Origin of the sequence: Nocardia takedensis NBRC 100417 (assembly GCF_000308695.1) — a bacterium.
GTDB lineage: Bacteria > Actinomycetota > Actinomycetes > Mycobacteriales > Mycobacteriaceae > Nocardia > Nocardia takedensis.
In genome coordinates, this window is record NZ_BAGG01000105.1 from 1 (window position 1) to 21,556 (window position 21,556).

Annotated in this window: 18 protein-coding genes; 6 read left to right on the forward strand and 12 right to left on the reverse strand. The window is 69.4% G+C overall.

Annotated elements, in window-relative coordinates; genetic code table 11:
- The 5 genes from ON30_RS22485 to ON30_RS22505 form a co-directional block, all read right to left on the reverse strand.
- Positions 1-713 (reverse strand): Ppx/GppA phosphatase family protein (locus ON30_RS22485; protein WP_040709898.1); only part of this gene is annotated, 713 nt, incomplete at its 3' end.
- Complete coding sequence (locus tag ON30_RS22490; protein ID WP_040709899.1) at positions 714-1,232, reverse strand: DUF501 domain-containing protein; 519 nt, start codon at positions 1,230-1,232, stop codon at positions 714-716.
- Positions 1,229-1,879, reverse strand: coding sequence for an FtsB family cell division protein (locus ON30_RS22495; RefSeq protein ID WP_040709900.1), 651 nt, complete (start codon positions 1,877-1,879; stop codon positions 1,229-1,231). Before ON30_RS22495 ends, ON30_RS22490 begins: the two co-directional genes overlap by 4 nt.
- A 90-nt stretch (positions 1,880-1,969) precedes the next feature.
- Positions 1,970-3,256, reverse strand: coding sequence for a phosphopyruvate hydratase (eno, locus tag ON30_RS22500; RefSeq protein WP_040709901.1), 1,287 nt, complete (start codon positions 3,254-3,256; stop codon positions 1,970-1,972).
- Between the two features lie 121 nt (positions 3,257-3,377).
- Complete coding sequence (locus ON30_RS22505) at positions 3,378-4,100, reverse strand: lytic transglycosylase domain-containing protein (protein WP_040709945.1); 723 nt, start codon at positions 4,098-4,100, stop codon at positions 3,378-3,380.
- Positions 4,101-4,714: 614 nt separating this feature from the next.
- Here ON30_RS22505 and ON30_RS22510 point away from each other — a divergent pair.
- The 5 genes from ON30_RS22510 (at position 4,715) to ON30_RS22530 (ending at position 10,909) form a co-directional block, all read left to right on the forward strand.
- Entirely contained in the window at positions 4,715-5,896 is a 1,182-nt protein-coding gene (locus tag ON30_RS22510) for a TauD/TfdA family dioxygenase (protein ID WP_083911602.1), read from the forward strand.
- A complete protein-coding gene (locus ON30_RS22515; RefSeq protein WP_051029784.1) occupies positions 5,865-6,878 on the forward strand; it encodes an ornithine cyclodeaminase in 1,014 nt (337 codons plus the stop codon). Before ON30_RS22510 ends, ON30_RS22515 begins: the two co-directional genes overlap by 32 nt.
- Positions 6,869-8,254, forward strand: a complete 1,386-nt coding sequence (locus tag ON30_RS22520; RefSeq protein ID WP_085999391.1) for an alanine racemase — start codon at positions 6,869-6,871, stop codon at positions 8,252-8,254. Before ON30_RS22515 ends, ON30_RS22520 begins: the two co-directional genes overlap by 10 nt.
- A 74-nt stretch (positions 8,255-8,328) precedes the next feature.
- Positions 8,329-9,363: a PLP-dependent cysteine synthase family protein gene (locus ON30_RS22525; RefSeq protein ID WP_040709902.1), complete on the forward strand. Its 1,035-nt coding sequence runs from the start codon at positions 8,329-8,331 to the stop codon at positions 9,361-9,363.
- Positions 9,364-9,490: 127 nt separating this feature from the next.
- Entirely contained in the window at positions 9,491-10,909 is a 1,419-nt protein-coding gene (locus ON30_RS22530; protein WP_051029786.1) for an MATE family efflux transporter, read from the forward strand.
- Positions 10,910-10,960: 51 nt separating this feature from the next.
- Here the strand turns inward: ON30_RS22530 and ON30_RS22535 are convergent, their stop codons facing one another.
- The 3 genes from ON30_RS22535 to ON30_RS22545 form a co-directional block, all read right to left on the reverse strand.
- The gene (locus ON30_RS22535; RefSeq protein ID WP_040709903.1) at positions 10,961-11,536 is read right to left on the reverse strand and encodes a TerD family protein; all 576 of its coding nucleotides are present in this window, start codon (positions 11,534-11,536) and stop codon (positions 10,961-10,963) included.
- A 111-nt stretch (positions 11,537-11,647) separates the two neighbouring features.
- The gene (locus ON30_RS22540; protein ID WP_040709904.1) at positions 11,648-12,133 is read right to left on the reverse strand and encodes a hypothetical protein; all 486 of its coding nucleotides are present in this window, start codon (positions 12,131-12,133) and stop codon (positions 11,648-11,650) included.
- Positions 12,134-12,245: 112 nt separating this feature from the next.
- A complete protein-coding gene (locus ON30_RS22545) occupies positions 12,246-12,710 on the reverse strand; it encodes a flavodoxin domain-containing protein (protein ID WP_040709905.1) in 465 nt (154 codons plus the stop codon).
- Between the two features lie 297 nt (positions 12,711-13,007).
- Between ON30_RS22545 and ON30_RS22550 the strand changes: the two genes are divergently transcribed.
- Positions 13,008-14,321 carry a cytochrome P450 gene (locus ON30_RS22550; protein ID WP_051029788.1) on the forward strand — a complete coding sequence of 438 codons (1,314 nt, stop codon included), beginning with the start codon at positions 13,008-13,010 and terminating at the stop codon, positions 14,319-14,321.
- On the opposite strand, the gene ON30_RS22555 is transcribed toward ON30_RS22550, so the two are convergent.
- The 4 genes from ON30_RS22555 to ON30_RS22570 form a co-directional block, all read right to left on the reverse strand.
- Positions 14,309-15,007, reverse strand: coding sequence for a nucleoside triphosphate pyrophosphohydrolase (locus ON30_RS22555; protein WP_040709906.1), 699 nt, complete (start codon positions 15,005-15,007; stop codon positions 14,309-14,311). The genes ON30_RS22550 and ON30_RS22555 overlap by 13 nt on opposite strands.
- Positions 15,004-18,621 carry a transcription-repair coupling factor gene (gene mfd, locus ON30_RS22560; RefSeq protein ID WP_040709951.1) on the reverse strand — a complete coding sequence of 1,206 codons (3,618 nt, stop codon included), beginning with the start codon at positions 18,619-18,621 and terminating at the stop codon, positions 15,004-15,006. Before mfd ends, ON30_RS22555 begins: the two co-directional genes overlap by 4 nt.
- Before the next feature lie 1,134 nt (positions 18,622-19,755).
- Positions 19,756-20,403: a TetR family transcriptional regulator gene (locus ON30_RS22565; protein ID WP_040709907.1), complete on the reverse strand. Its 648-nt coding sequence runs from the start codon at positions 20,401-20,403 to the stop codon at positions 19,756-19,758.
- 185 nt (positions 20,404-20,588) lie between these two features.
- Positions 20,589-21,203 (reverse strand): TetR/AcrR family transcriptional regulator, encoded by a 615-nt coding sequence (locus tag ON30_RS22570; protein ID WP_051029797.1) that lies wholly within the window; start codon positions 21,201-21,203, stop codon positions 20,589-20,591.
- Positions 21,204-21,556: the final 353 nt, after the last annotated feature.

The window sequence follows — 21,556 nt, forward strand, 5'->3', positions numbered from 1 at the left end:
GGCAGATCCAGCGCGATCGCGGCCAACGTCGTCATCGTGCCCGCCACGCCGACCCAGGTGTGCGCCCGCTCCACGGGCACCTCGGCGAAGGCGGCGGCCAACCGCTCGGTGGCGAATTCCCGTGCCGCCGCGACCTGTTCGGCGGTCGGCGGATTGCCCGGCAGGCAGCGTTCGGTGATCCGCACGCAGCCGATGTCGGCCGAATACGCGGCCTGCACGCCGTCGGCGTCGCCGAACACCAACTCCGTCGAGCCGCCGCCGAGATCGACGACCACGAAAGGCCCTGCCTCGTCGGACAATTCGCCGATCGCGCCGGTGAACGACAGGCGCGCCTCTTCGTCACCGGTGATGACCTCGGCCTGCGCGCCCGGCACGACCGTGCCGAGTTCGGCCCGCGTCATCTCGAAGAAGACCTCGCGATTGGCGGCGTCGCGGGTGGCCGAGGTGGCGACCATCCTGACCTTGCCGACCCGCGCGTCCCGCATCAGCGCCGCGTAATCGGCCAGCGCGACCCGCGTGCGCTCGATGGCCTCCGGAGCGAACGCGCCCGTGGCGTCGACCCCTTGCCCGAGGCGCACGATACGCATCTCCCGGTGCACGTTGACCAGCGTGCCCTCCGCGGTGACGTCGGCGATCAGCAGACGGATCGAATTGGTGCCGCAATCGATCGCCCCGACCCGATTCGGCAGCGCGCCTTCGTTTGGTGCGTTCATTCAGACTTCCTTCGTACCGAGGTGTTCCGGCCAGTCGGCGGGAACGGCCGTGCCGCGCAACCCGTGCGCGGCGGCCAAGGCCACCGCCTCGTCGCCGAACGGGTTCACCCCCGGCCCCTTGGCCAGCGCGTGCGCGATGAGCACGTGCAGACATTTCACCCGATCCGGCATCCCGCCGCCGGTGAATTCGGTGCCCAGCGACTCGATCTCGTTCCGCTCGGCCAGATAGCTCTCGTGCGCGGCGCGGTAGGCGGCGGCCACCTCGGGGTCCGCGCCGAGACGTTCGGTCATCTCGCGCATCACCCCGGCCGACTCCTGTCTGCTGGCCTCGGCCGTCAGCCGCGGATCGGTGAGGTAGTACAGGGTCGGGAAGGGGGTGCCGTCCGGCAACCGCGGTGCCGTCTTCACCACCGCGGGCAGCCCGTCCGGCGTCCGGTAGGCCACGGCCAGCACCCCGCGCGGGGCGCGGCCGAGTTGCTCGGCGATGATCTCGAGATCGCGGTCGGTCGGGGCGGTCACCGTGGTCCTTCCTGGGTGGGCTGCGCGGGCGTCGGCGCGGGAGTGGTACTCGGGGGCGGCTGCCGGGGTTGCGAGATCGTCTCCCACAGTTCGGTGTACCAGGGATCGGGCACTTTCGAGCGCGTCGGCGCGGCCGGCCGCGGCGGCTCCTCGATCCCGGGCACCTGCACGATGTACGGGGTCTCCCCCGGCATCACCAACCGCAGCCTGTCGCGCGCCTCCGCGCGGATGAACGCCGGGTCCTGCTGCTGGGCGCGCCGATCGCGCAACCGCGCCAGATCGGCTTCGAGGTCGCGGCGCTCCTGGGCCAACTGCGCGGCCTCGGCCCGCTGCGCGAAATACGTCCGCATCGGGACAGCCAGCGTCAACGCCAGGGAACAGACCACGACCGCGAGGATGACGGCCTTGCCGGTGGACAGGCCCAGGATCGTGCGGTCCTGACGGTCACCGCCCGCACGCGGGGCGACGGGTCGGGGTGCGGCGGCGCGGTCGGGGTCGGCGCGTCTGCGCGCGGCCCGTTTCGCCGCGGCCGGTCTGGCCGCCGTCTCGGTGTCGGAGCCCGCCCGCGGCCGTGACCTGGCGACGCGCGAGGTGCGGCGATCCCCACGTCCGGCCGGACTGGTCCCGCGCCCGCGTCGCTCCGTCATCGCACTCCCCGCACTCGTGCCGCGGTGCGCGCGGACCGGGGGCGGCGATCTCGCTCGCCGCACTCCGTTCCGTCCGCGCGCACCCGGCGATCACCCCTCGAACGCGAAGCGCGGGAAGGCGACCTCACCCGCGTAGCGGGCCGAATCGCCCAGCGCGTCCTCGATGCGCAGGAGCTGGTTGTACTTGGCGACCCGCTCGCTGCGGGCGGGCGCGCCGGTCTTGATCTGACCGCTGCCCACGGCGACGGCCAGATCGGCGATGGTGGTGTCCTCGGTCTCGCCGGAACGGTGCGACATCATCGTCTTGTAGCCGTTGCGGTGCGCGAGTTCGACCGCGTCCAACGTCTCGGTCAGCGTGCCGATCTGGTTGACCTTGACCAGCAGCGCGTTGGCGGCGCCCTTGTCGATGCCCTCTTCCAGACGCTCCGGGTTGGTGACGAACAGGTCGTCGCCGACCAACTGCACCTTGTCGCCGATCAGGTCGGTCAGCGCGACCCAGCCGTCCCAGTCGTCCTCGGACAGCGGGTCCTCGATGGACACCAGCGGGTAGGCGCCGAGCAGGTCGGCGTAGAACTGCGCCATCTCGGCGGCCGTGCGGACACTGCCCTCGAACTTGTAACCGCTTCCGGCGGTGTAGAACTCGGTGGCGGCGACGTCGAGCGCGAGGGCGACGTCGGTGCCGAGCTTGAGGCCGGTCTTGTCGATGGCGACGCTGATCAGGTCCAGCGCTTCCTTGGTGCCCGCCACGTCGGGGGCGAAGCCGCCCTCGTCACCCAGGCCGGTGGCCAGCCCCTTGGACTTCAGCACCGCCTTGAGTGAGTGGTAGACCTCCGCGCCCCAGCGCAGCGACTCCTTGAACGTGGGCGCGCCGATCGGGGCGACCATGAACTCCTGCACGTCCACGCCGGTGTCGGCGTGCGCGCCGCCGTTGAGGATGTTCATCATCGGCACGGGTAGCACGTGGGCGTTCGGGCCGCCCAGGTAGCGGAACAGTTCCAGTCCCGAGGACTCGGCCGCCGCGCGCGCCACCGCGAGCGAGACGCCGAGCAGGGCGTTCGCGCCGAGGCGGGACTTGTCGGGGGTGCCGTCCAGGTCGAGCAGGGTCTGGTCGACGGTGCGCTGCTCGACCGCGTCCAGGCCGATGACGGCGGGCGCGATCTCGTCGAGGACGCCCTCGACGGCCTTCTGCACACCTTTGCCCAGGTAGCGGTCGCCGCCGTCACGTAGTTCCACGGCCTCGTGCTCACCGGTGGAGGCACCGGAGGGCACGGCCGCCCTGGTCAGGGTGCCGTCGTCGAGGGCGATCTCGACCTCGACAGTGGGGTTACCGCGAGAATCCAGGATCTCGCGTGCTCCGACCTGTTCGATGATGGCCACGAAAACGACACTCCTTCGTTGCTGGCACGGTTGGTCTCACGGGGTGGGTCCGTGCGGTGCCGAGCCTATCGCAGGTCGGCGCGGCCCCGGTGCCGGCACGGCGAGGCGCCCGGGGCGGCGATCACACGCGTCTGCCCACGCTGTAGGCCGCCGCCCGGTCGCGGACGGTCAGCAGATAGGTCCGCGACTGGTTGTAGGTGAGCAGGGCCTTCTGCCAACCGCCTTCGGAGGTGAGATCGCCGCCGATCGCGCAGAGGTAGCGGGCGGCGGTCAGCGCCGCGTCGTCGATGTTCTGCGGATCGATGACGCCGTCGCCGTTGGCGTCCACGCCCCAGCGCTTCCACGTCTCCGGGATGAATTGGAACGGGCCGACGGCCCGGTCGAATTCGGTGTCGCCGTCGAGCAGGCCGCGGTCGGTGTCGCGGATCAGCGCGACGCCCGGTTTCCCGTCGAGCGGGATACCGATGATCGGTGGACTCACCACGCCCTGTTCGCTCACCCTGGCCCGCCCGTGGGTGCCGTGTCCGCTCTCCACGCTCGCGATCCCGGCCAGGGTGGTCCAGGCCAGCCCGCAGTCCGGCCGGGACCGCGCCAGGACGGCCGCGGCGTACCCGTAGGCCTCCAGGGCGACCGCGGCGATCCCGGTGCTCGATTGTTCACCCGCCCACCCGCGCAGTTGGACGGCCGTGCGACCCGGTGCGTCCAGATCGATGGCGGGCAGCGGAGCTCCGGGACCGGGCGGGATCCCCTCGGGGATCGGCGGCAGGTCGGGACCCCCGCCGCAGCCCGAGAGCAGCAGGGTGACCAGGGCGACGACCGCGTAGGCCGCCTTCTTCGACAACACTCCTCCATCATCCTGATCCGCGGGGATGCTCCGCCGGATCGCGTGCCGCGACGCGCACGACGCGCCGAGGGTTGTCCCCAGGGCGAAGTTGTCCACAAAGACGATCCGACGCCCGTACCCAGTCGAACCGCTCGGCGGACCGGTACGCCCTCCACGGAGCCCGCCCAGCCGAATTTTCGTGCGGCGCCGCGCTTTCGCCCGGTCCGCAGGTCGACGCGTAGTGATTTGCGCCTCAGCGCAGCGGAATTCGCGGACCACCGACCTCCACGACGAGCGCCCCCAGCGAATTCCGGGCACAACCCGACACCGCCGCTGACCACCGAGGACAGGCTAGCCTAATTCCTTATCCGCCAACGAGAAAGCCGACACGGAGGCCACGACACGCAGAAGCAATCCAACACGCCGAACGGCCGCCCGAGCGCGCACCACACCGGGCATTACCGTATGCCGTGAGATAGCTCCGACCAGGACCCGACGCACCGCACCCCGCGAGACCCCGCAATTGATCTCGCGACTCGCTTAGGTAAGCCTTGCTTAAGGGGATCGGAAACGCTAGCTTCGCAGATCGGATCGTCACCCCGCTTTTCGACCCGATGCGAAGAAAGGGAATCCTGGTGAAAAGCGTTCTCTCCGAACGTAAGACGCTTCACCCCCCGCATATCGAGCGACGTGCGCTGCCCGCCGAGGCCGGGCAGGCCGTGCGTGCGCTCGCGCGCGAGATCTGTACCGATCTGGAGTCCTTACCCGGAGACCGCCGCGAACTCGCGCGCACCCTCACCGACCCGGAACTCCTCGCGCGCGTCGACGCCCGCGTCGGTGAACTGCCCCCGGTGCTGGACCGGGTGCTGCGCGCGCCGGGCGCCGCCGGGGCGACGATCGTGAGCCGCCTGCCCGTGACCGACGACGAGTTCGGCCCGACCCCCGCCACTTGGCGCGAGGCGGCGGCCTGGGCGGGCGATCCGGGGCGCCGGGCCCGTTCCCTCGAATTCGACGTCGTCATGATGCTGTTGGGGCGGCGCGCGGGCGAACCGTTCGGCTGGCAGGGTCAGCAGGACGGCAGGTTGGTCAACAACATCCTGCCCTCCCCCGGCCACGAGGACGAGCAGTCAGGGGCCAGCAGCAAGACGCTGCTGAGCCCGCACACCGAGGACGCTTTCCATCCGGCCCGTTCGAATCTGCTCGTGCTCGCCTGCCTGCGCAATCCCGATCGGGTGGGCACCACCGTGTCCTCGGTGCGGCGCGTCGCCCTGGACGAGGCCGAACTCGACGTGCTGGGCGTTCCGACGCTGCCGATCCTGCCCGACGTCTCCTACGGCGAGGGCCACCAGCGCTACCGGGCGACGCCGATTCCCACGGTGTGGCGCGAAAGCATCCGGGGCACAGCGGATCTCACGCTGCGCTACGACCCGGCCTACACCCCGCTCGACGACGCCGACCCCGAATTCCGGCGCGCCTACGCCCATCTGACCGCCGAGTTGGAGCGGGTCTGCGTGACCGCCGCGCTCGAGCCCGGTGAACTGCTGCTGGTCGACAACGACGTCGCCGTGCACGGCCGCGTCCCGTTCACCGCCCGCTACGACGGCACCGACCGCTGGCTCAAGCGTGTCAACATCCACCTGCCCGAACGGCGGCGGCGAGCCGCCGAAGCCGACGAGAATGGATACGGGCAGCGAATCGTGGCCCCGTTCCGGGACGGAACGTATCGGCAGGCAACCGGGGACGGGCGGTACGCGGTCCCCGGTGCGGGAGCGGAGTGGGGCAGCGATGACGAACGAGGAACCGTTGAGCACACGTGACCGGGCGACGCCGCTGCGCGTACTGAGCCGCAGCGACCTCGCCGACGTCCCCATCGCGCCTGCCGACGTGGTGCGCGCCGTGGAGGACGCGTATCTGGCCTTCGCCGCCGGGGATTCGGACAATCCCCGCAAGCTCAGCGTCGCCAACCCGGACGGCTGGTCAGTGGCCTACGCCATGCTCGGCCGCGACGGCCGCCGCCGGGTGGTGGCGATGAAGACCTCCTACAAGTTCGATCCGGGTCACGACCGCAGCACCAAGCGCTACTACACGACCATCACGCTCTACGACGACACCACCGGCGCGCCGATCGCGATGATGGACTGCGCGCGGGTGGGAGCGCTGCGCACGCCCGCGGTCTCGGCGCTGCTGGTGCGCGAGACGATGCGCCGCGGCGCGGAGAGCGTCCTGCTGATCGGCACCGGCACCCAGGGCCGCAACGCGCTGCCGCATCTGCTGGCCGCCACACCGCAACTGCGCAAGCTCATGGTCTACGGCACCCACAGCGAGGGGCTCGCGGCGGTGCACCGGCAACTCGCCGAGCACGATCCGCACGCGGTGCTGGAGACGGTGAGCGACCCGCGCGCCGCCGCGGCGGTCGCCGACGTCGTGTTGGCCACGGCCGGGCCCGGTACCGAGGTGGCGCTCGAATCCGCCGATCTGGCACCGGGTTCGACGGTGGTGCTGGTCGGCTACGGTCTCGCGCCCTCGACGCTGGTCGAGGCCGACCGGGTGGTGGCGACCAGCGCCCAGCAGATGCAGTTGACCGGCACCGACATGGCCGGACCGGACGGGACGCTGCGCGGTGTCGACGCGGAACTGCCGCAGATCCTCAGCCGCAGGGCGGTCGCCCGCCAGTCCGACGACCAGCGGATCTTCGTCTACAACAGCGGTTTGGTGCTGACCGACATCGCCGTGGCGCACGCCTTGGCCGAACGCGCCATCGCCGAGGGGCATGGCACGGAGGTCCCGCTGTGGGACTGATCGAACCGGACGCCGTCGCGCACCGGTCGGATCCCACCGCGGCGGCACCCGGGATCAGCGCCGCGCCTCTGCCCGCCCACCGCGACCCGTGGGAGCGGCGACTGCTCGCGGACCCGGATCTGCTGGGCGATATCGCCTTCGCGATCGGCGGCCCGTTCCACGTGCTGTATCCCGACCGCGTCGAGCAGAACATCCGCGGTTTCCGCGACGCGCTGCGGGAGGCGGGCGTCGAGGGGGCGGTGTACTACGGCAAGAAGGCGAACAAGGCCGACTGCGTGACCCGCGCGTGCGCAGACGCGGGCGCCGGGGTCGACGTGGCGAGCGCCGGCGAACTGGTGGCGGCGCTGGCGGGCGGCGTCCGCGGCGACGAGTTGATGGTGACCGGCCCGCACAAATCCGACGAGTTGATCTGGTTGGCGATCCGCCACCGCGCGCTGCTGGCGGTCGACAGCGTCGAGGAACTGGATCGGGTCGGCGTGCTGGCCGCGCAGGCCGGTCCGATCCGGGTGCTGCTGCGCGTACTGCCGCGCGCTTCGGACAGCCGGTTCGGGCTGACGTCCGAGGAGATCGCGGTCGCGACGGCGACGCTGGACCGCGAGGGCCCGGTGACGTTGGCGGGCTTCAGTTTCCACCTGTCCGGCTACGATCCCGTCGCGCGTGCCGAACAGGCCGCCGACCTGGTGGATCGCTGTATCGAGGCGCGGGCGCTCGGACACGACGCCGCGGTGATCTCGATCGGCGGCGGTTTCGCGGTCGACTATGTCGCGGCGGCGCGGTGGTCGGCTTTCACGGAGTCCGTCGACCGCGGTTGGTTCCACGCGGACAAGCGGTTCGAGGGATACTACCCGTACCACAGCCCGCGCCCCGGCCCGGCGATGCTCGCCGCGATCCTGCGCCACGGCGATCTGGCCGCGCGCCTGCGGTCCCACGGTGTGCGTCTGGCGCTCGAACCCGGTCGCGCGCTGCTGGATCGCGCGGGGTCGACGGTGTTCCGGGTGCAGGGCAGCAAGATCCGCCACGCCCACGGTCGGCCGTACCGACTGCTCACCGTCGACGGCACCAGTCTGAGCCTGTCCGAGCAGTGGTTCGACAGCGAATACCTGCCCGATCCGGTGCTGTGGCCCGAGCGCCCGGGCGAACCGACGCCGACCTGCGTGGGGGCCGCCACCTGCCTCGAGTCCGACATGCTCAGTTGGCGGCGCATCCCGCTGCCGCGCGCGGCGGTGGTCGGCGATCTGCTGGTCTATCCGAATACCGCCGGATACCAGATGGATTCCAACGAATCCGCTTTTCACGAGCTGCCGATCCCGCCCAAGGTGGTCCTGCACGAGGGTCACGGCGATCGGTGGCGTTGGAGGCTCGACGCCGGGAAGTAAGGCGTCGCCACCGGCCGCATCCGCGCGATCAGCCCCGCGCCGCGGTCGGGCCGCTCACGAACGAGGAGATACCCATGCCACTCGTCAGCCGCGTGACGGACCTCATCGGTCGCACACCGCTCTTCGAATTGGCCGTCACCGCGACCGGCACCCGGTTGCTGCTCAAGCTCGAGCAGTTCAATCCGACCGGCGCGGCGAAGATCCGCATGGCGCGCGAGATGGTGCTCGACGCCGAGCGCCGGGGTTTGCTGCGCGCGGGCGGACATATCATCGAGTCCACTTCCGGGAATACCGGACTCGGTTTGGCGGTAGTGGCCGCCGAACGTGGGTATCGCTTCACCGCGGTGGTCGACCGTCACGCGAGTAGGGACAAGTTGCGAACGATGCAGGCAATGGGCACCGAGCTGGTCTTCGTCGCCGACGAGGGCGATGACGAGCTGGCGACCTCGGCGCGCGAGGACCTGGCCGAGTCGATGGCCGCCGAGCGTCCGGACGCCTTTTTCACCGAACAGCACAACAACGATGCCAACGCGGTCGGATACTATCCCGTAGCTGAAGAATTGCTAGAAGATGTGGAGCGCGTGGATATCCTACTGTCCGCGGTCGGCACCGGCGGCTCGCTGTTCGGCACCGCCACCCGTCTGCGGCAACTGGGCTGCACACCGAAGGTGATCGGCGTCGAACCGGTCGGCTCCATCGCCTTCGGCGGCGAAGGCGGTCCGTACTGGCAGTCGGGCACCGGCACACCGCCCGGCGCGACGATCGGCACCGCCGTGGACTACTCGCTACTCGACGAAGGCATGAAGGTCTCCGATGTCGACGCCTTCGCCACGGCGCGGGCGGTCGCCGCCGAGGTCGGACTGATGATCGGCGGGTCGGCGGGCGGTTCGGTGTACGCGGGGTTGAGCAGGCTCGACCAGTTCCCGCCGGGGTCGACGGTGGTCACCATCGTCTGCGACGGCGGGGAGAAATATCTGGACACCGTGTTCGACGACACCTGGATGAGCGCGCGCGAACTGCTCGCCCCGGAGGTCGAGGGGAAGGTGGCGGGCCTGCTGCGCCGCTACTCCCCGGCGAATCGCGGACAACGATTGGTACAAGCGGGATGATCCGATCCGGCACGGCGATCGGCCGCGGCTGTGCGGCAGATCACCGTTGCGGTCCCGGCGTGGTGATTGAGACCATCAACCGATACTTAGGTATGCCTAACTCATGGCATTCGAGTGGAGAGGCGCGATGAAGCCCCCGAACATCCGCGAGACGGCGCACCGCGCCGACGGGCGACGGCTCACCGCCCTCGCCGCGCCGATCGCGCTGACCCAACTGGCCCAGATCGCCGTCTCCACCACCAACATCGTGCTCATGGGCACCCTCGGGGTTGCCCAGATCGCGGCGGGCGGACTGGCCATCGCGCTGTTCAACCAGATCCGCACCATGTGCGTCGGACTCGTCACCGGCACCGGCAACCAGATCGCGAGCGCCGTCGGGGCGGCGGGCAAACGCGGCGACAGCGCCGACGCCGAGATCCGCGACCTGGTCCGCTCCAGCTTCCTCATCGCCACCCTGGCCGGTCTACTCGGCGGCCTCGCGCTCATCGGCCTGGGCTGGTCGCTGCAATGGCTCGGGCAGGACGCGGGCGTGCTAGCAGAGGCGCGACCGCTCATGGTCGCCCTCGCGCCCGGTTTGCTGCCCTGCCTGTGGTTCCAGGTCCTGCGCCAGTACACCGTCGGCATGCAGCGACCGCAGGCCCTGCTCATGGTCACCCTCGGTTCGGTGGCGCTGAACCTGGTGCTCGCCCTCGCCTTCATGGATGGCTACCTCGGCCTGCCCGCCCTCGGACTCACCGGCATCGGCGTGGCCACCTCGCTGGTCTTCCTGATCACCTTCGCGGTCTTCTACGCGATGGTGCGCCGCGACGCCGACCTGGGCCGCACCCTGTCGCTGCGGCCGTGGCCGGTGCGCCGTGACACGGTCGTCGGCGAAGTGCGCCTGGGCGCGCCGATCGCGCTCACCTACGGGTCCGAGGCGGGCATGTTCTCGGTGCTGGCCCTGGTGATGGGCAGTTTCGGCGCGGCCGCGCTGGCCGCGCACAGCATCGTCTACCAGATCATCTACATCGTGTTCCAGGTCGCGATCGGCCTCTCGCACGGCGCGTCGATCCTGGTCAGCCACAACGTCGCCCGCGACGAATTCGACCGAGCGAAGGCCGTCGCCAGGCTGGCGCTGGGGCACGCCGCCGTGGTGGCCGCGCTGACCGGCCTGGTCTACGTGGTCGCGCCCGCGGTGGTGTTGCGCCCGTTCCTCGATCCGGCCGACACCGCGACCGTCGAGGTGGCGCGCGGACTGCTGCTGATCGGCATCGTGCTCCAATTCTTCGACGCCGCGCAGAACATCGGCACCGGCCTGCTGCGCGGTCTGAAGGAGACCAAGGCGGGCTTCCGACTGTCCCTGGTGGGCTATTGGATGGTGGGCCTGCCCGCCGCCCTGCTGCTCGCGTTCCCGCTCGACCTGGGGGCCGCGGGCGTGTGGTGGGGGTTGACCGCCGGTCTGGCCACCACCGCGGCGCTCATGCTGCGCCGCTATTTCGCGCTGGTGAACCAACGGCAGCGCGAAATCCCCGGACTGCTTCCCGAAACGCTGCGCACCCCGGGCTGATCCGAGGTGCGCGGGCCGTGCGCGCGTCGCGGCCCGCGCACCCGCGCGATGTCAGATGTGCACGCCGTAGTCGCGGGCGATACCCGCCAGGCCGGAGGCGTAGCCCTGACCGATGGCGCGGAACTTCCACTCCGGGCCGTGCCGGTACAGCTCACCGAAGACCATCGCGGTCTCGGTGGAGGCGTCCTCGGTGAGGTCGTAGCGCGCCAGTTCCGCGCCGGTGACCGAGTCGACGACCCGGATGAAGGCGTTGCGGATCTGTCCGAAGGACTGGGCGCGAACGTCGGCGTCGTGGATCGACACCGGGAAGAAGATATTGGTGATCGTCGGCGGCATGGCAGCCAGATCGACATTGATCGACTCGTCGTCTCCCTCACCCTCACCGGTCAGGTTGTCGCCGGTGTGCTCGATGGTGCCCTCGGGCGAGCGCAGGTTGTTGTAGAAGATGAAGTGCTGATCCGACAGCACCTTCAGGTTCGCTCCGGTGGCGAGCGCGCTCGCATCGAGGTCGTAATCCGCCCCGGTGGTGGTGCGCACGTCCCAGCCGAGTCCCACCGTGACCTTGGTGAGGTTCGGGGCCTGCTTCGACAGCGAAACATTTCCGCCCTTGGCCAGTGTGACGCTCATGATCCCCTTCCGTTCGGCGCGGACGCGCCGGCTATCCAACCGATTATTACCAATGTCCCGATCGACGGTGCGCCGGTTTTCCTTCCGATGCCGACACCTCGCGCGCGCGGGTCAACGGGAATTGTCTGCCCAATCCCGCAAAGTCGCCACCCTGCCTTGCAGAGCATCCAGTTCGGTGGCGTCGAGCACGGTGCGCTGAATACCGTCGGCGACCGCGAAGACCGACTGCCGATGATCGTCGATCACCGAGACGTCGATGCGCACGGCGACGTAATCCTCGGCCTCGGGCATCTGTTCGGCAATCACGGTGGCGGTGCCGCGCGCGCAGAGCGCGACATCGCCGCCGCCGAGGATCAGCAGCGCCATCTGGGGCTGGTCGCGTAGTCGGGCCAGCGACCCGCGATCGGATTTCAGACTGAGCAGCACCGTCCTGGCGTCCGCGCGCACCGGCCAGGAGACCGGAATCGCGTGCGGCACGGCGGTGGGATCGGTGGTGACCAGGACCGCGATGGTCTCCCTCGGCCATTCCGGCAGCGCGTCCAGTTCGGGATGATCGGTCGAGTGGTCCTGCCGCGCGGGGCTCGCTCCGGTTGCCATCTTCGTTCACCTCATGGATCGATGCGCACGACGGGCTGTGCCGCGCGCTGACTCCAGTCTAAGGCGCTGCGTCCCTTCGTCGCTGGCGCTCGGCGCGGCCGACGGTCGCCTCTCAGGTGGTTATCAGGCGCAGGTCGACGGGGATCGGGAGGGTGCGCGCCCAGTCGCGCGCCATGTCGCGCACCCGCACCTCGGCCGAGGCGTCGTGGCGCGCGTGTTCGCCGAACCGGGCGGCCCCGTGGGCGATCAGCGTCCGCGCGGCAATCTCGCCGCCGCGATTGAAGGTGTCGCCGTACACCGAATCGCCGAGTCCGAATACGGCGAAACGCAATCCGGTCAGATCGGGGCGACGCAGGGTGATCGCGTCGAAGAACGGTTCGGCCCCGGTGGGCAAATCGCCGTCGCCGTAGGTGGACACGACGAGGACATATACCGCGGCCGCATCGAGATCATCGATCGAGAAATCGGACATATCGCGTATCGAAACGGTGTGCGATCCGGACAATTCGTCGGCGATGCACTCCGCGGCGGTTTCGGCGGTGCCCATCTCCGACCCGAACAGAATCTCGACGCGCATCACGCGTACTCCTCTCGCCTCGCGACACCCTCGGTCGACTTCGGTAAGGCTACCCTTAGAAAACGCCCCGCAGGGCTGGCCGATCCGCCGGTTGCCCGAAGGTTGACAGACCCGTGCGAGGAGCCCGCGCGCGTACGGTGGAACGCGGCGGTGACCGCACTGATTCACCGTTCATCGCCTCTCGGGAACAGGCCCGCCGGTCACGGCGTGAAACGCCGAGCACCCTGTAGCCGATGATTTGCCGTGTGATATTCGTAACAAAGTAGGTCTGTGCTCGCTCGACGATGGAGGAGCTCGATGAAACCGCAGTACGTGTACCGGTGGGTCAACAATCACGGCGTGATCCGCCTGTTCGCGAAAGCCATGCTCCGTCGCGGCGACCTGTTCTCCCGCCTCAACGGCAGCGTGGAAGGCATCGAGAACCCCTACGCCCTGATCGAGGCGATGCGCGGGGAGGGCGGACTGCACCGGACCATGCCGGTGTGGATCACCTTCGACCACGACATGGTCCGGGACATCCTGCGCGACAACCGTTTCGGCGCGGGCTTCCCCACCGTGCTCGGCACGCCGCGCTCGGTGCGGCGCAGACCGCTCCCACCCAGTCCGGTGTACCCACCCTCGATGCTGGTCATCGACCAGCCCGAACACACCCGGATGCGCAAACCGGTCACCGCCGCCTTCACCCCCCGCGCGGTGGCGCGCCTGCGCGAGCGCATCGAATCGGCCACCGAGGAACTGCTCGACGCGATGCCCGAGAACGGCCCCACCGACCTGGTGTCGCGCTACGCCGCGCAACTGCCCATCGCGATCATCTCCGACATGCTCGGCTTCCCCGACTCCGACCGCGAGATGTTCCTGCGCTGGGGCGACGACATCTCCCCGCTGCTCGACTTCGGCATCTCCTGGCGGCTGCACCAGCGGGCTATGGAGTCCTCCGAACGGGTGCACCGCTACCTCGGCGACCACATCGCGCGCCTGCGCGCCGACCCCGGCGACGACATCCTCAGCCACCTGGTCACCACCAGCGACCTGACCGACTACGAACTGTGCGCGTCGGCGACCCTGCTGATGGCCGCAGGCTTCGAGACCACCGTCAACGCCATCGGCAAGGGCGCCACCTGGCTGCTGCGCCACCCCGACCAACTCGACCGGTTGCGCGCCGAACCGGACCTGTGGCCAAACGCCGTGGAGGAGATCCTGCGCATCGACCCGCCGGTGCAGACCACCGGGCGCACCGCGCGCACCGACGTCGAGGTCGGCGGCGTCCGACTGCGCAAAGGATCGCTGGTCATGCTGTCACTGGCCGGCGCGAACCGCGACCCCGCCGTGTTCACCGAACCGGCCCGCTTCGACATCACCCGCGACAACGCCAAGAACCACCTGTCCTTCAGCAACGGCATCCACGTGTGTCTGGGCGGCGGACTGGCCAGGATGGAGATCGCCTACGCGCTGCGCGCCCTGTTCGAGACCTTCCCGGACCTGCGACTCACCGACCCGCCCGTCCGGCGACCGCTGCGCACCCTGCACGGCTACGAACGGCTGCCCGCCCACACCGGTCGACGGGTGCGCCGCCACCAGACCATCGGCGCGGGGCCCGGTCAGCGCCAGTAGGCGCGCCAGTCCTCGGCCGCGAGCGGGCCGCGCCGTCCGCGCGCGACCTCGGCGGCGTCCTCCGCCCCGCGGATCGCGGCGGCGAATTCCAGCGTCGCCTTGCGCAGTCGTTCCTCGGCGCTGTCGGGGCCGCCGAGCCGCACCGACCGCAATTGCTCCGGAACCAGGTCGTCGGGCAGACCGGCCCTGGTGGCCCGCGCGATCACCTTCTCGGCCAGCGCCAGCGCGGGCTGGGCCATCGCGATGCCGTCCAAACAGGACCGCCGGGCCTTCTCCGCGGATTTAGCCGTCTCCCAAGCGGATTCCTGCGCGGCGATCTTCTCCGCCACCCCCGCGTCGGGATCGAGCCCGGCCCCGTCGAGATGCGGACTGCGGTGCACGAGCTTGGCCACCAACGCCGCCGCGACATCCTCGACGGTGAATTCGCCCGCCTGCTGGGCGATCCGGGAATGGAACAGCACCTGCAACAGCAGATCGCCGAGTTCCTCCTTGACGGTCTCCGCGTCACCGGCCTGGATGGCGTCGAGCAGTTCGTAGGTCTCCTCGAGCAGGTACGGACGCAGCGAATCGTGGGTCTGGGTGGACTCCCAGCCCCCGAAGCGCCACAACCGGTCCATCACCTCGACCGCGTCGGTCAGACCGGCCGCGACCACCGCCGTCTCCCGCGCAGTCGGATCGGCGCTCATCGACTCACCGCGACCTCGGTCGGCACACCGAGATCCACCGCGCCCTTGGCCTTTCCGTCCAACGCCGAGAGCAGATCCGCGACGAACTGGAGCAGTTGGACATCGCGCACCCGGTTCGCGCCGACACTGTCCTCCACCCGCGGCAACGGCAACTGCACCACACCGCTGGCCGCCTTGTAGGACGCGCTCGGATAGATCCGCTTGAGCCGGAGCTGTTTGGAATCGGGCAGATTCAGCAGCGGCGAGATCTTCAACGTGGTGCCGACGACCGCGATCTCGGTGATCTCGTAACTGCGTGCCAACAGCCGCAGCTTTGCCACCGACACCAGACGGCCCACCTCCACCGGCAGCGGTCCGTAACGGTCGACCAGTTCCTCCACCACCGCGGCCAGCGCCGAATCGTCCTGCGCAGCAGCCAGTTTGCGGTAGCCCTCCAAGCGCAGCCGATCGCTGGCGATGTAGTCGGGCGGGATGTGCGCGTCCACCGGGAGATCGATACGGACCTCCTTGACCTCCTCGGTGGTGATCGGCTGACCGTCCGCGGCGGCGCGATACGCCTCCACCGCCTCACCGACCAACCGCACATACAGGTCGAAGCCGACACCCGCGACGTGACCCGACTGCTCCGCGCCGAGCACGTTGCCCGCGCCGCGGATCTCGAGATCCTTCATCGCCACCGCCATACCCGCGCCCAGATCGGAATTCTGCGCGATCGTGGCCAACCGGTCGTAGGCGGTCTCGGTCAGCGGCTTCTCCGGCGGATACAGGAAATAGGCGTAGCCGCGCTCCCGACTACGACCCACCCGCCCGCGCAACTGGTGCAACTGCGACAAGCCGAGATTGTCGGCACGCTCCACGAGCAAGGTGTTCGCGTTGGAGATGTCCAGGCCGGTCTCGATGATCGTCGTGCACACCAGTACGTCGAACTCGCGCTGCCAGAAGCCCTGCACGGTCCGCTCGAGCATGTCCTCGTTCATCTGCCCGTGCGCCACCACCACCCGCGCCTCCGGGACCAACTCACGAATCCGCTTGGCCGCCTTGTCGATCGAGGACACCCGATTGTGCACGTAGAAGACCTGGCCGTCCCGCAGCAGTTCCCGGCGGATCGCGGCGGTGACCTGCTTGTCGTTGTACCCGCCGACATAGGTGAGCACCGGATGGCGCTCCTCCGGCGGCGTCAGGATCGTCGACATCTCCCGGATGCCGGCGAGACTCATCTCCAAGGTGCGCGGAATCGGCGTCGCCGACATGGTCAGCACATCGACGTGCGTGCGCAGCGCCTTGATGTGCTCCTTGTGCTCGACACCGAAACGCTGCTCCTCGTCCACGACCACCAGACCGAGGTTCTTCCAACGCACGCCCGTCTGCAACAACCGGTGCGTCCCGACGACGATGTCCACCGACCCGTCGGCCATACCCTCGAGCACCTGCCGTGACTCGGCCGGATCGGTGAAACGCGACAACCCCTTCACCGTCACCGGGAACCCCGCCACCCGCTCGGCGAAGGTCTGCAGATGCTGCTGGGCCAACAGCGTCGTCGGCACCAACACGACCACCTGCCTGCCGTCCTGCACCGCCTTGAACGCCGCGCGCACCGCGATCTCGGTCTTGCCGTAGCCGACGTCACCGCACACCACCCGGTCCATCGGCACCGGCTTCTCCATATCGGATTTCACCTCGGCGATGGCCGTCATCTGATCGACGGTCTCGGTGAACGCGAACGCGTCCTCCATCTCCTTCTGCCACGGCGTATCCGGGCCGAACGCGTGACCGGGCGCGGCCTGACGGGCCGCGTACAACTGCACCAACTCGCCCGCGATCTCACGAACCGCCTTGCGCGCTTTGCGTTTCGTGTTCGCCCAATCCGACCCGCCCAACTTGGACAGACTCGGCATCTCCCCGCCCACATACCGGGACAACTGATCCAACGACTCCATCGGCACGAACAACCGGTCACCCGGCTGGCCGCGCTTACCCGGGGCGTACTCGATGACCAGGTACTCGCGGCGCGCGCCACCCACCGTGCGCTCGATCATCTCCACGAAACGGCCGATGCCGTGCTGATCGTGCACCACCATGTCACCGGCCGTCAGCGCCAGCGGATCGACCTGATTGCGCCGCTTGGCGGGCAGACGCTTGCCCTCGCCCGGCGCCGTCACCCGATTACCCGTCAGATCCGACTCCGCGACCACCACCAGACCGGCGTCATCGAAGATCACGCCGTCGTGCAACGACCCGCACAGCACGCCCACCACCCCGGCGACCGGTTCCGCGCCCGCCTCCAACACCGCCGCGGGCACCTCGGCATCGGCCAGACGCTCCAAGATGCGCGCCGCGGTGCCGTGCCCCGCGACCACCACCACCGCGCGGCCACCCGTCGTCACATGCGCGCGCAACGACGCGAAGATCGTCGCCACCAACTCCTCGGACCCACGCGCGGCGGGCCCGGCCAACATCGGCAGCACCACCTCCGACGGATCACCCGAGGTCAACGGGCTGACAGTCCACCACGGCAACCCCAGGCGATCGGCGCTCCCGTGGATATCGGGCAGCCCCCGATACCCCGAAGCCGCCAGATCCAGCCCGTGCCCGCCCAACGGCGCCGCGCCACCGAAAGAAGCCGCCGTCCACGACGCCTCCAAGAACTCCTCCCCCGTCCGCACCAGATCCGCGGCACGCGTACGGATCTTCTCCGGATCGCACAACAGCAGATGCGCCCCCACCGGCAACACCTCCGTCAACAACCGCAGCTCCCCCGGTTGCAGCACCGGCAACAGCGCCTCCATCCCCTCCACCGGGATGCCCTCGGCCAACTTCTCCAACATCTCGACCAACGCCGCGTCCGCCGCGTTGTCCGCCGCCACCACCGCCGCGCGCTCCCGCACCGCCTCGGTCAGCAACAACTCCCGACACGGCGGCGCCACCACCGCGTCCACCGCCACCTCCGGCAACGACCGCTGATCCGCCACCGAGAACGGCCGCAACTCGGTGACCTCGTCACCCCAGAACTCGACACGCACCGGATGATCCGCCGTGGGCGGAAACACATCCAAGATCCCGCCGCGCACCGCGAACTCACCGCGCTTACCCACCATGTCGACCCGCGAATACGCGAACTCCACCAGCCGCGAGAGCAATTCGTCGAAATCGAACTCCGCCCCGATCCGCAACACGATCGGCTCGATATCGCCCAACCCCGCCGCCATAGGCTGCATCAACGACCGCACCGTGGTCACCACCACCCGCAATGGCTCCCCGAACACCGCGTCCTCCGGATGCGCCAACCGCCGCAACACCGCCAACCGCCGCCCGACCGTATCCGCCCCCGGCGACAACCGCTCGTGCGGCAGCGTCTCCCACGACGGGAACTGCGCCACCCCGTCACCCAGGATCTCGGTCAACTCGACCGCGAGATCACCCGCCTCCCGCCCCGTGGCCGTCACCACCACCACCGGCTTCGACGCCGCCACCGTCGCCGCCACGAACGCCCGCCCCGCCGCGGGCGCCACCAACTCCACCGACGACTTCCCCACCAACTCGGCAACCGTCCGCAAACCGATATCGGCACTGGCCGCCGCGGCCAGCCCGGCGAGAGGTGGACGGTGGGACGACATCGAAGACTCCTGCACTCCGGCGGGGGATTGACCAGCGCACCGAGTCTAGTTGGGGAGAGTTTCGGGGCGGAGGGGTGGGCATGAGGGAGTCGGTGGACTGATCGAAGTGAGTTGCTGGACTGCTCGGGGGAGTCGCTCAGCTGCCCCGGGGGGTGGGAAGTTGCGGGAGTGCTTCGGAGGGCGGGAGCTGGTGGACTACCCCGGGGCCGGGGTTGCTGGACTACGCAGGGGCGGGAAGCTGCCGGACCACCCAGGAGGGCGAAGTCCCCGAATTGCCCGGCAGACCAGCCGCCGCCGCCCCCCGGGAGGCCGCAGCCGCCGAACCAGCCCGAAGGCCGGAAGCCGCTCGACTACTCGGAGACCGCAGTCACCGACTCGCGCGGGGAGCGGGGCTTGCCGAATGGAGGGGGCTGGGAGTTGCCGGATTACGGGTCTCAGGGCGGTGTACCCGGTGTCTATTGGCCGCGACTCCGTCGCGGCGGGTTCGCGGCCCCTTATGTCTCGTCGGCCGGCGGGCGAGACTCGCGCCTTCGGCGCATGCGCTTCGCCCGCCGGCCGACGAGACGGCCGCGAACGTCGCTCGTCGGGCTCGCTCCCGAGTGGGGGACGTGAGGTGGTGATGTTGCTTGTGGGTTTGCCGGGCAGGGCAGCGTGTGGCGGTGATGTTGCCTGGGGGGTGTACCTAGTGGTCACGTTTGTGGCCGGACGGTTCGCCCGCTGGGCGACGGGACGGTCACGAATGTCGCTCGTCGGGCTCGCTCCCGAGTGGGGACGTGGGGTGGTGTTGGTGCTTGTGGGGTTACCGGTCGCGGTGGGGTCGGATGGGCGTGGCCTGTGGGTTTGCCATGGCCGGGAGACGTGCCGTGATGCCGATCATGGGGTTTACGGTGGCGGTGGCGTGTGCGGCACGAGATCGCCTGGGAGTCAGGCGGAACTCCACCGGCGTCCGCGAACCTGCGATCGTGCCTCTCCGCTGCTACCGGACCACGCCGGAGCGAGCCCGACGAGCGACCGGTTCGCGGCCGTCTCGTGGCTCAGTGGTCGAAGCGCATGCGCCGCAGGCGCGAGTCTCGATCGCTGAGCCGCGAGACATAAGGGGCCGCGAACCCGCCGCGCCGGAGGCGCGGCAAGATGTCACGGCACGTAGCGGCGTAGGCGTCTTGCGGCGAATTCGCGGAAGTACGAGAGCTTTTCGGTGGGGACGATGCTGGGGAGCAGGAAGTACCAGGCGCGTTCCATGCGGGTGGCCATCTGGTCGATGGACTCCGTGCCGACGGCGACGATGTGCACGCCCGCGGTGATCTCCTGGAGCAGCAGGCCGATGGTCTCGGGCTCGAGCTCGGCTTCCAGATCGCCTTGGGCTATGGCTCGTTCGGCGAGGACGCGGTAGGTGTCGCCCCAGGTCTTGGCGATGTTGTCGCCTTGGGCGCCGCGATAGTCGCCGATCTGGTGGGTGAGTTTGAGCATCGCGCCGACCATGGGGTCGTTCATGGAGAGGTCGGCCACCACATAAGTGATGCCGATGCACGCCTCCAGCGCGGGCACCCGGGGGTCGAAGAAACCCTGGCACGAGCCGACCAGGCGTTCGTTGCCCTGGTCGACCACGGCTCGTGCGAGCTCTTCCTTCGAGCCGAAGTGAAAGTACAAGGCGCCCTTGGTCACGTTCGACTGCGCGATGATCTCGCTCAGGCTCGCATTCGCATATCCCAAGCGCAGAAAGACATCGGCAGCGCCCGCGAGGACGGAATCGCGCGTGATCTCCGCGCGCGCTTGCCTAGCCATCAGATCCGCCTGTCATTTTCTTGAACCCAGCCATCCTGAAGTAGACCGACATCCCGAACCAAGACCGACATACCGCCGAACAGCACCCAGAGGATGCGTGAACGGTACCATCACGTGCTCGCGCGATAACCAATTCGAGCATTCGGCCTGCGCTTCCATCGCAATTCGGTGGTTAACGGCGGGCCTCACTCGCCGCCGGCCGTCGGCCACTCCGAATCGAGTTGCGGGTCGGCCTCGAGATGGCTGAGCCCGTTCCAGCACAGGTTCACCAAATGGGCTGCCACAACCTCTTTGGGCGGTGTGCGGACGTCGAGCCACCACGTGGCGGCGGTGGACACCATGCCGACGAGGGCTTGGGCGTAGAGGCCGGCGAGGCTGGTGTCGAAGTCGCGGCGGTCGAAGTCGCCCGCGAGGATGTGGGCGACCTGGTTGGTGGCCTCGTTGAGCAGGCTGGAGTAGCGGCCGCCGTCGGTGGCGGCGGGTTGGTCGCGGACCAGGATCCGGAATCCGTCGGTGCGTTCCTCGATGTAGGTGAGCAGTGCGAGGGCGACCTGTTCGAGGCGCACCCGCGACCGGTTCTGGGTGAGCGAGGAAGTGATCATGTCGAGCAGCATCGACATCTCGCGGTCGACGACGACGGCGTAGAGCCCTTCCTTGCCGCCGAAGTGTTCGTACACCACGGGTTTGGAGACCTGGGCGCGTTGGGCGATCTCCTCGATGGAGGTGGCCTCGTAGCCCCGTTCGGCGAACAGCGCGCGCCCGATCTCGATGAGTTGCTGACGCCGCTGGGTGCCGGTCATCCGCAGGCGGGGCGCGGGGGTGCGGCGGCCTTTGTCGCCCGCGCCGGGATCGACGGCTTCGGTGCGGGTCGCGGAGGCGGTGTCGGCTCGTCCGCGACCGGCCCCGGACGGGTCAGCCATGGTTCGCGGGGGTCGGTCGTCGCTCGGTGCGGTGATGTGCGCGCATGTGTGCCTCCCTGCACGGAGAGTACCGTTCTGCGACAACTGTTCCAGACAGCTCCGACCTCGGGAGCGCCGGCCCGGCGCACCGGGGATATAACGGGTCGGCGGGCTAGCTCGACGTGAGGCCGGGTCTCGTGCGAGTATTCATCCCGTGCCGTGGGCGCAGCGGCGGATTCGCAGAGGTCCGCCGG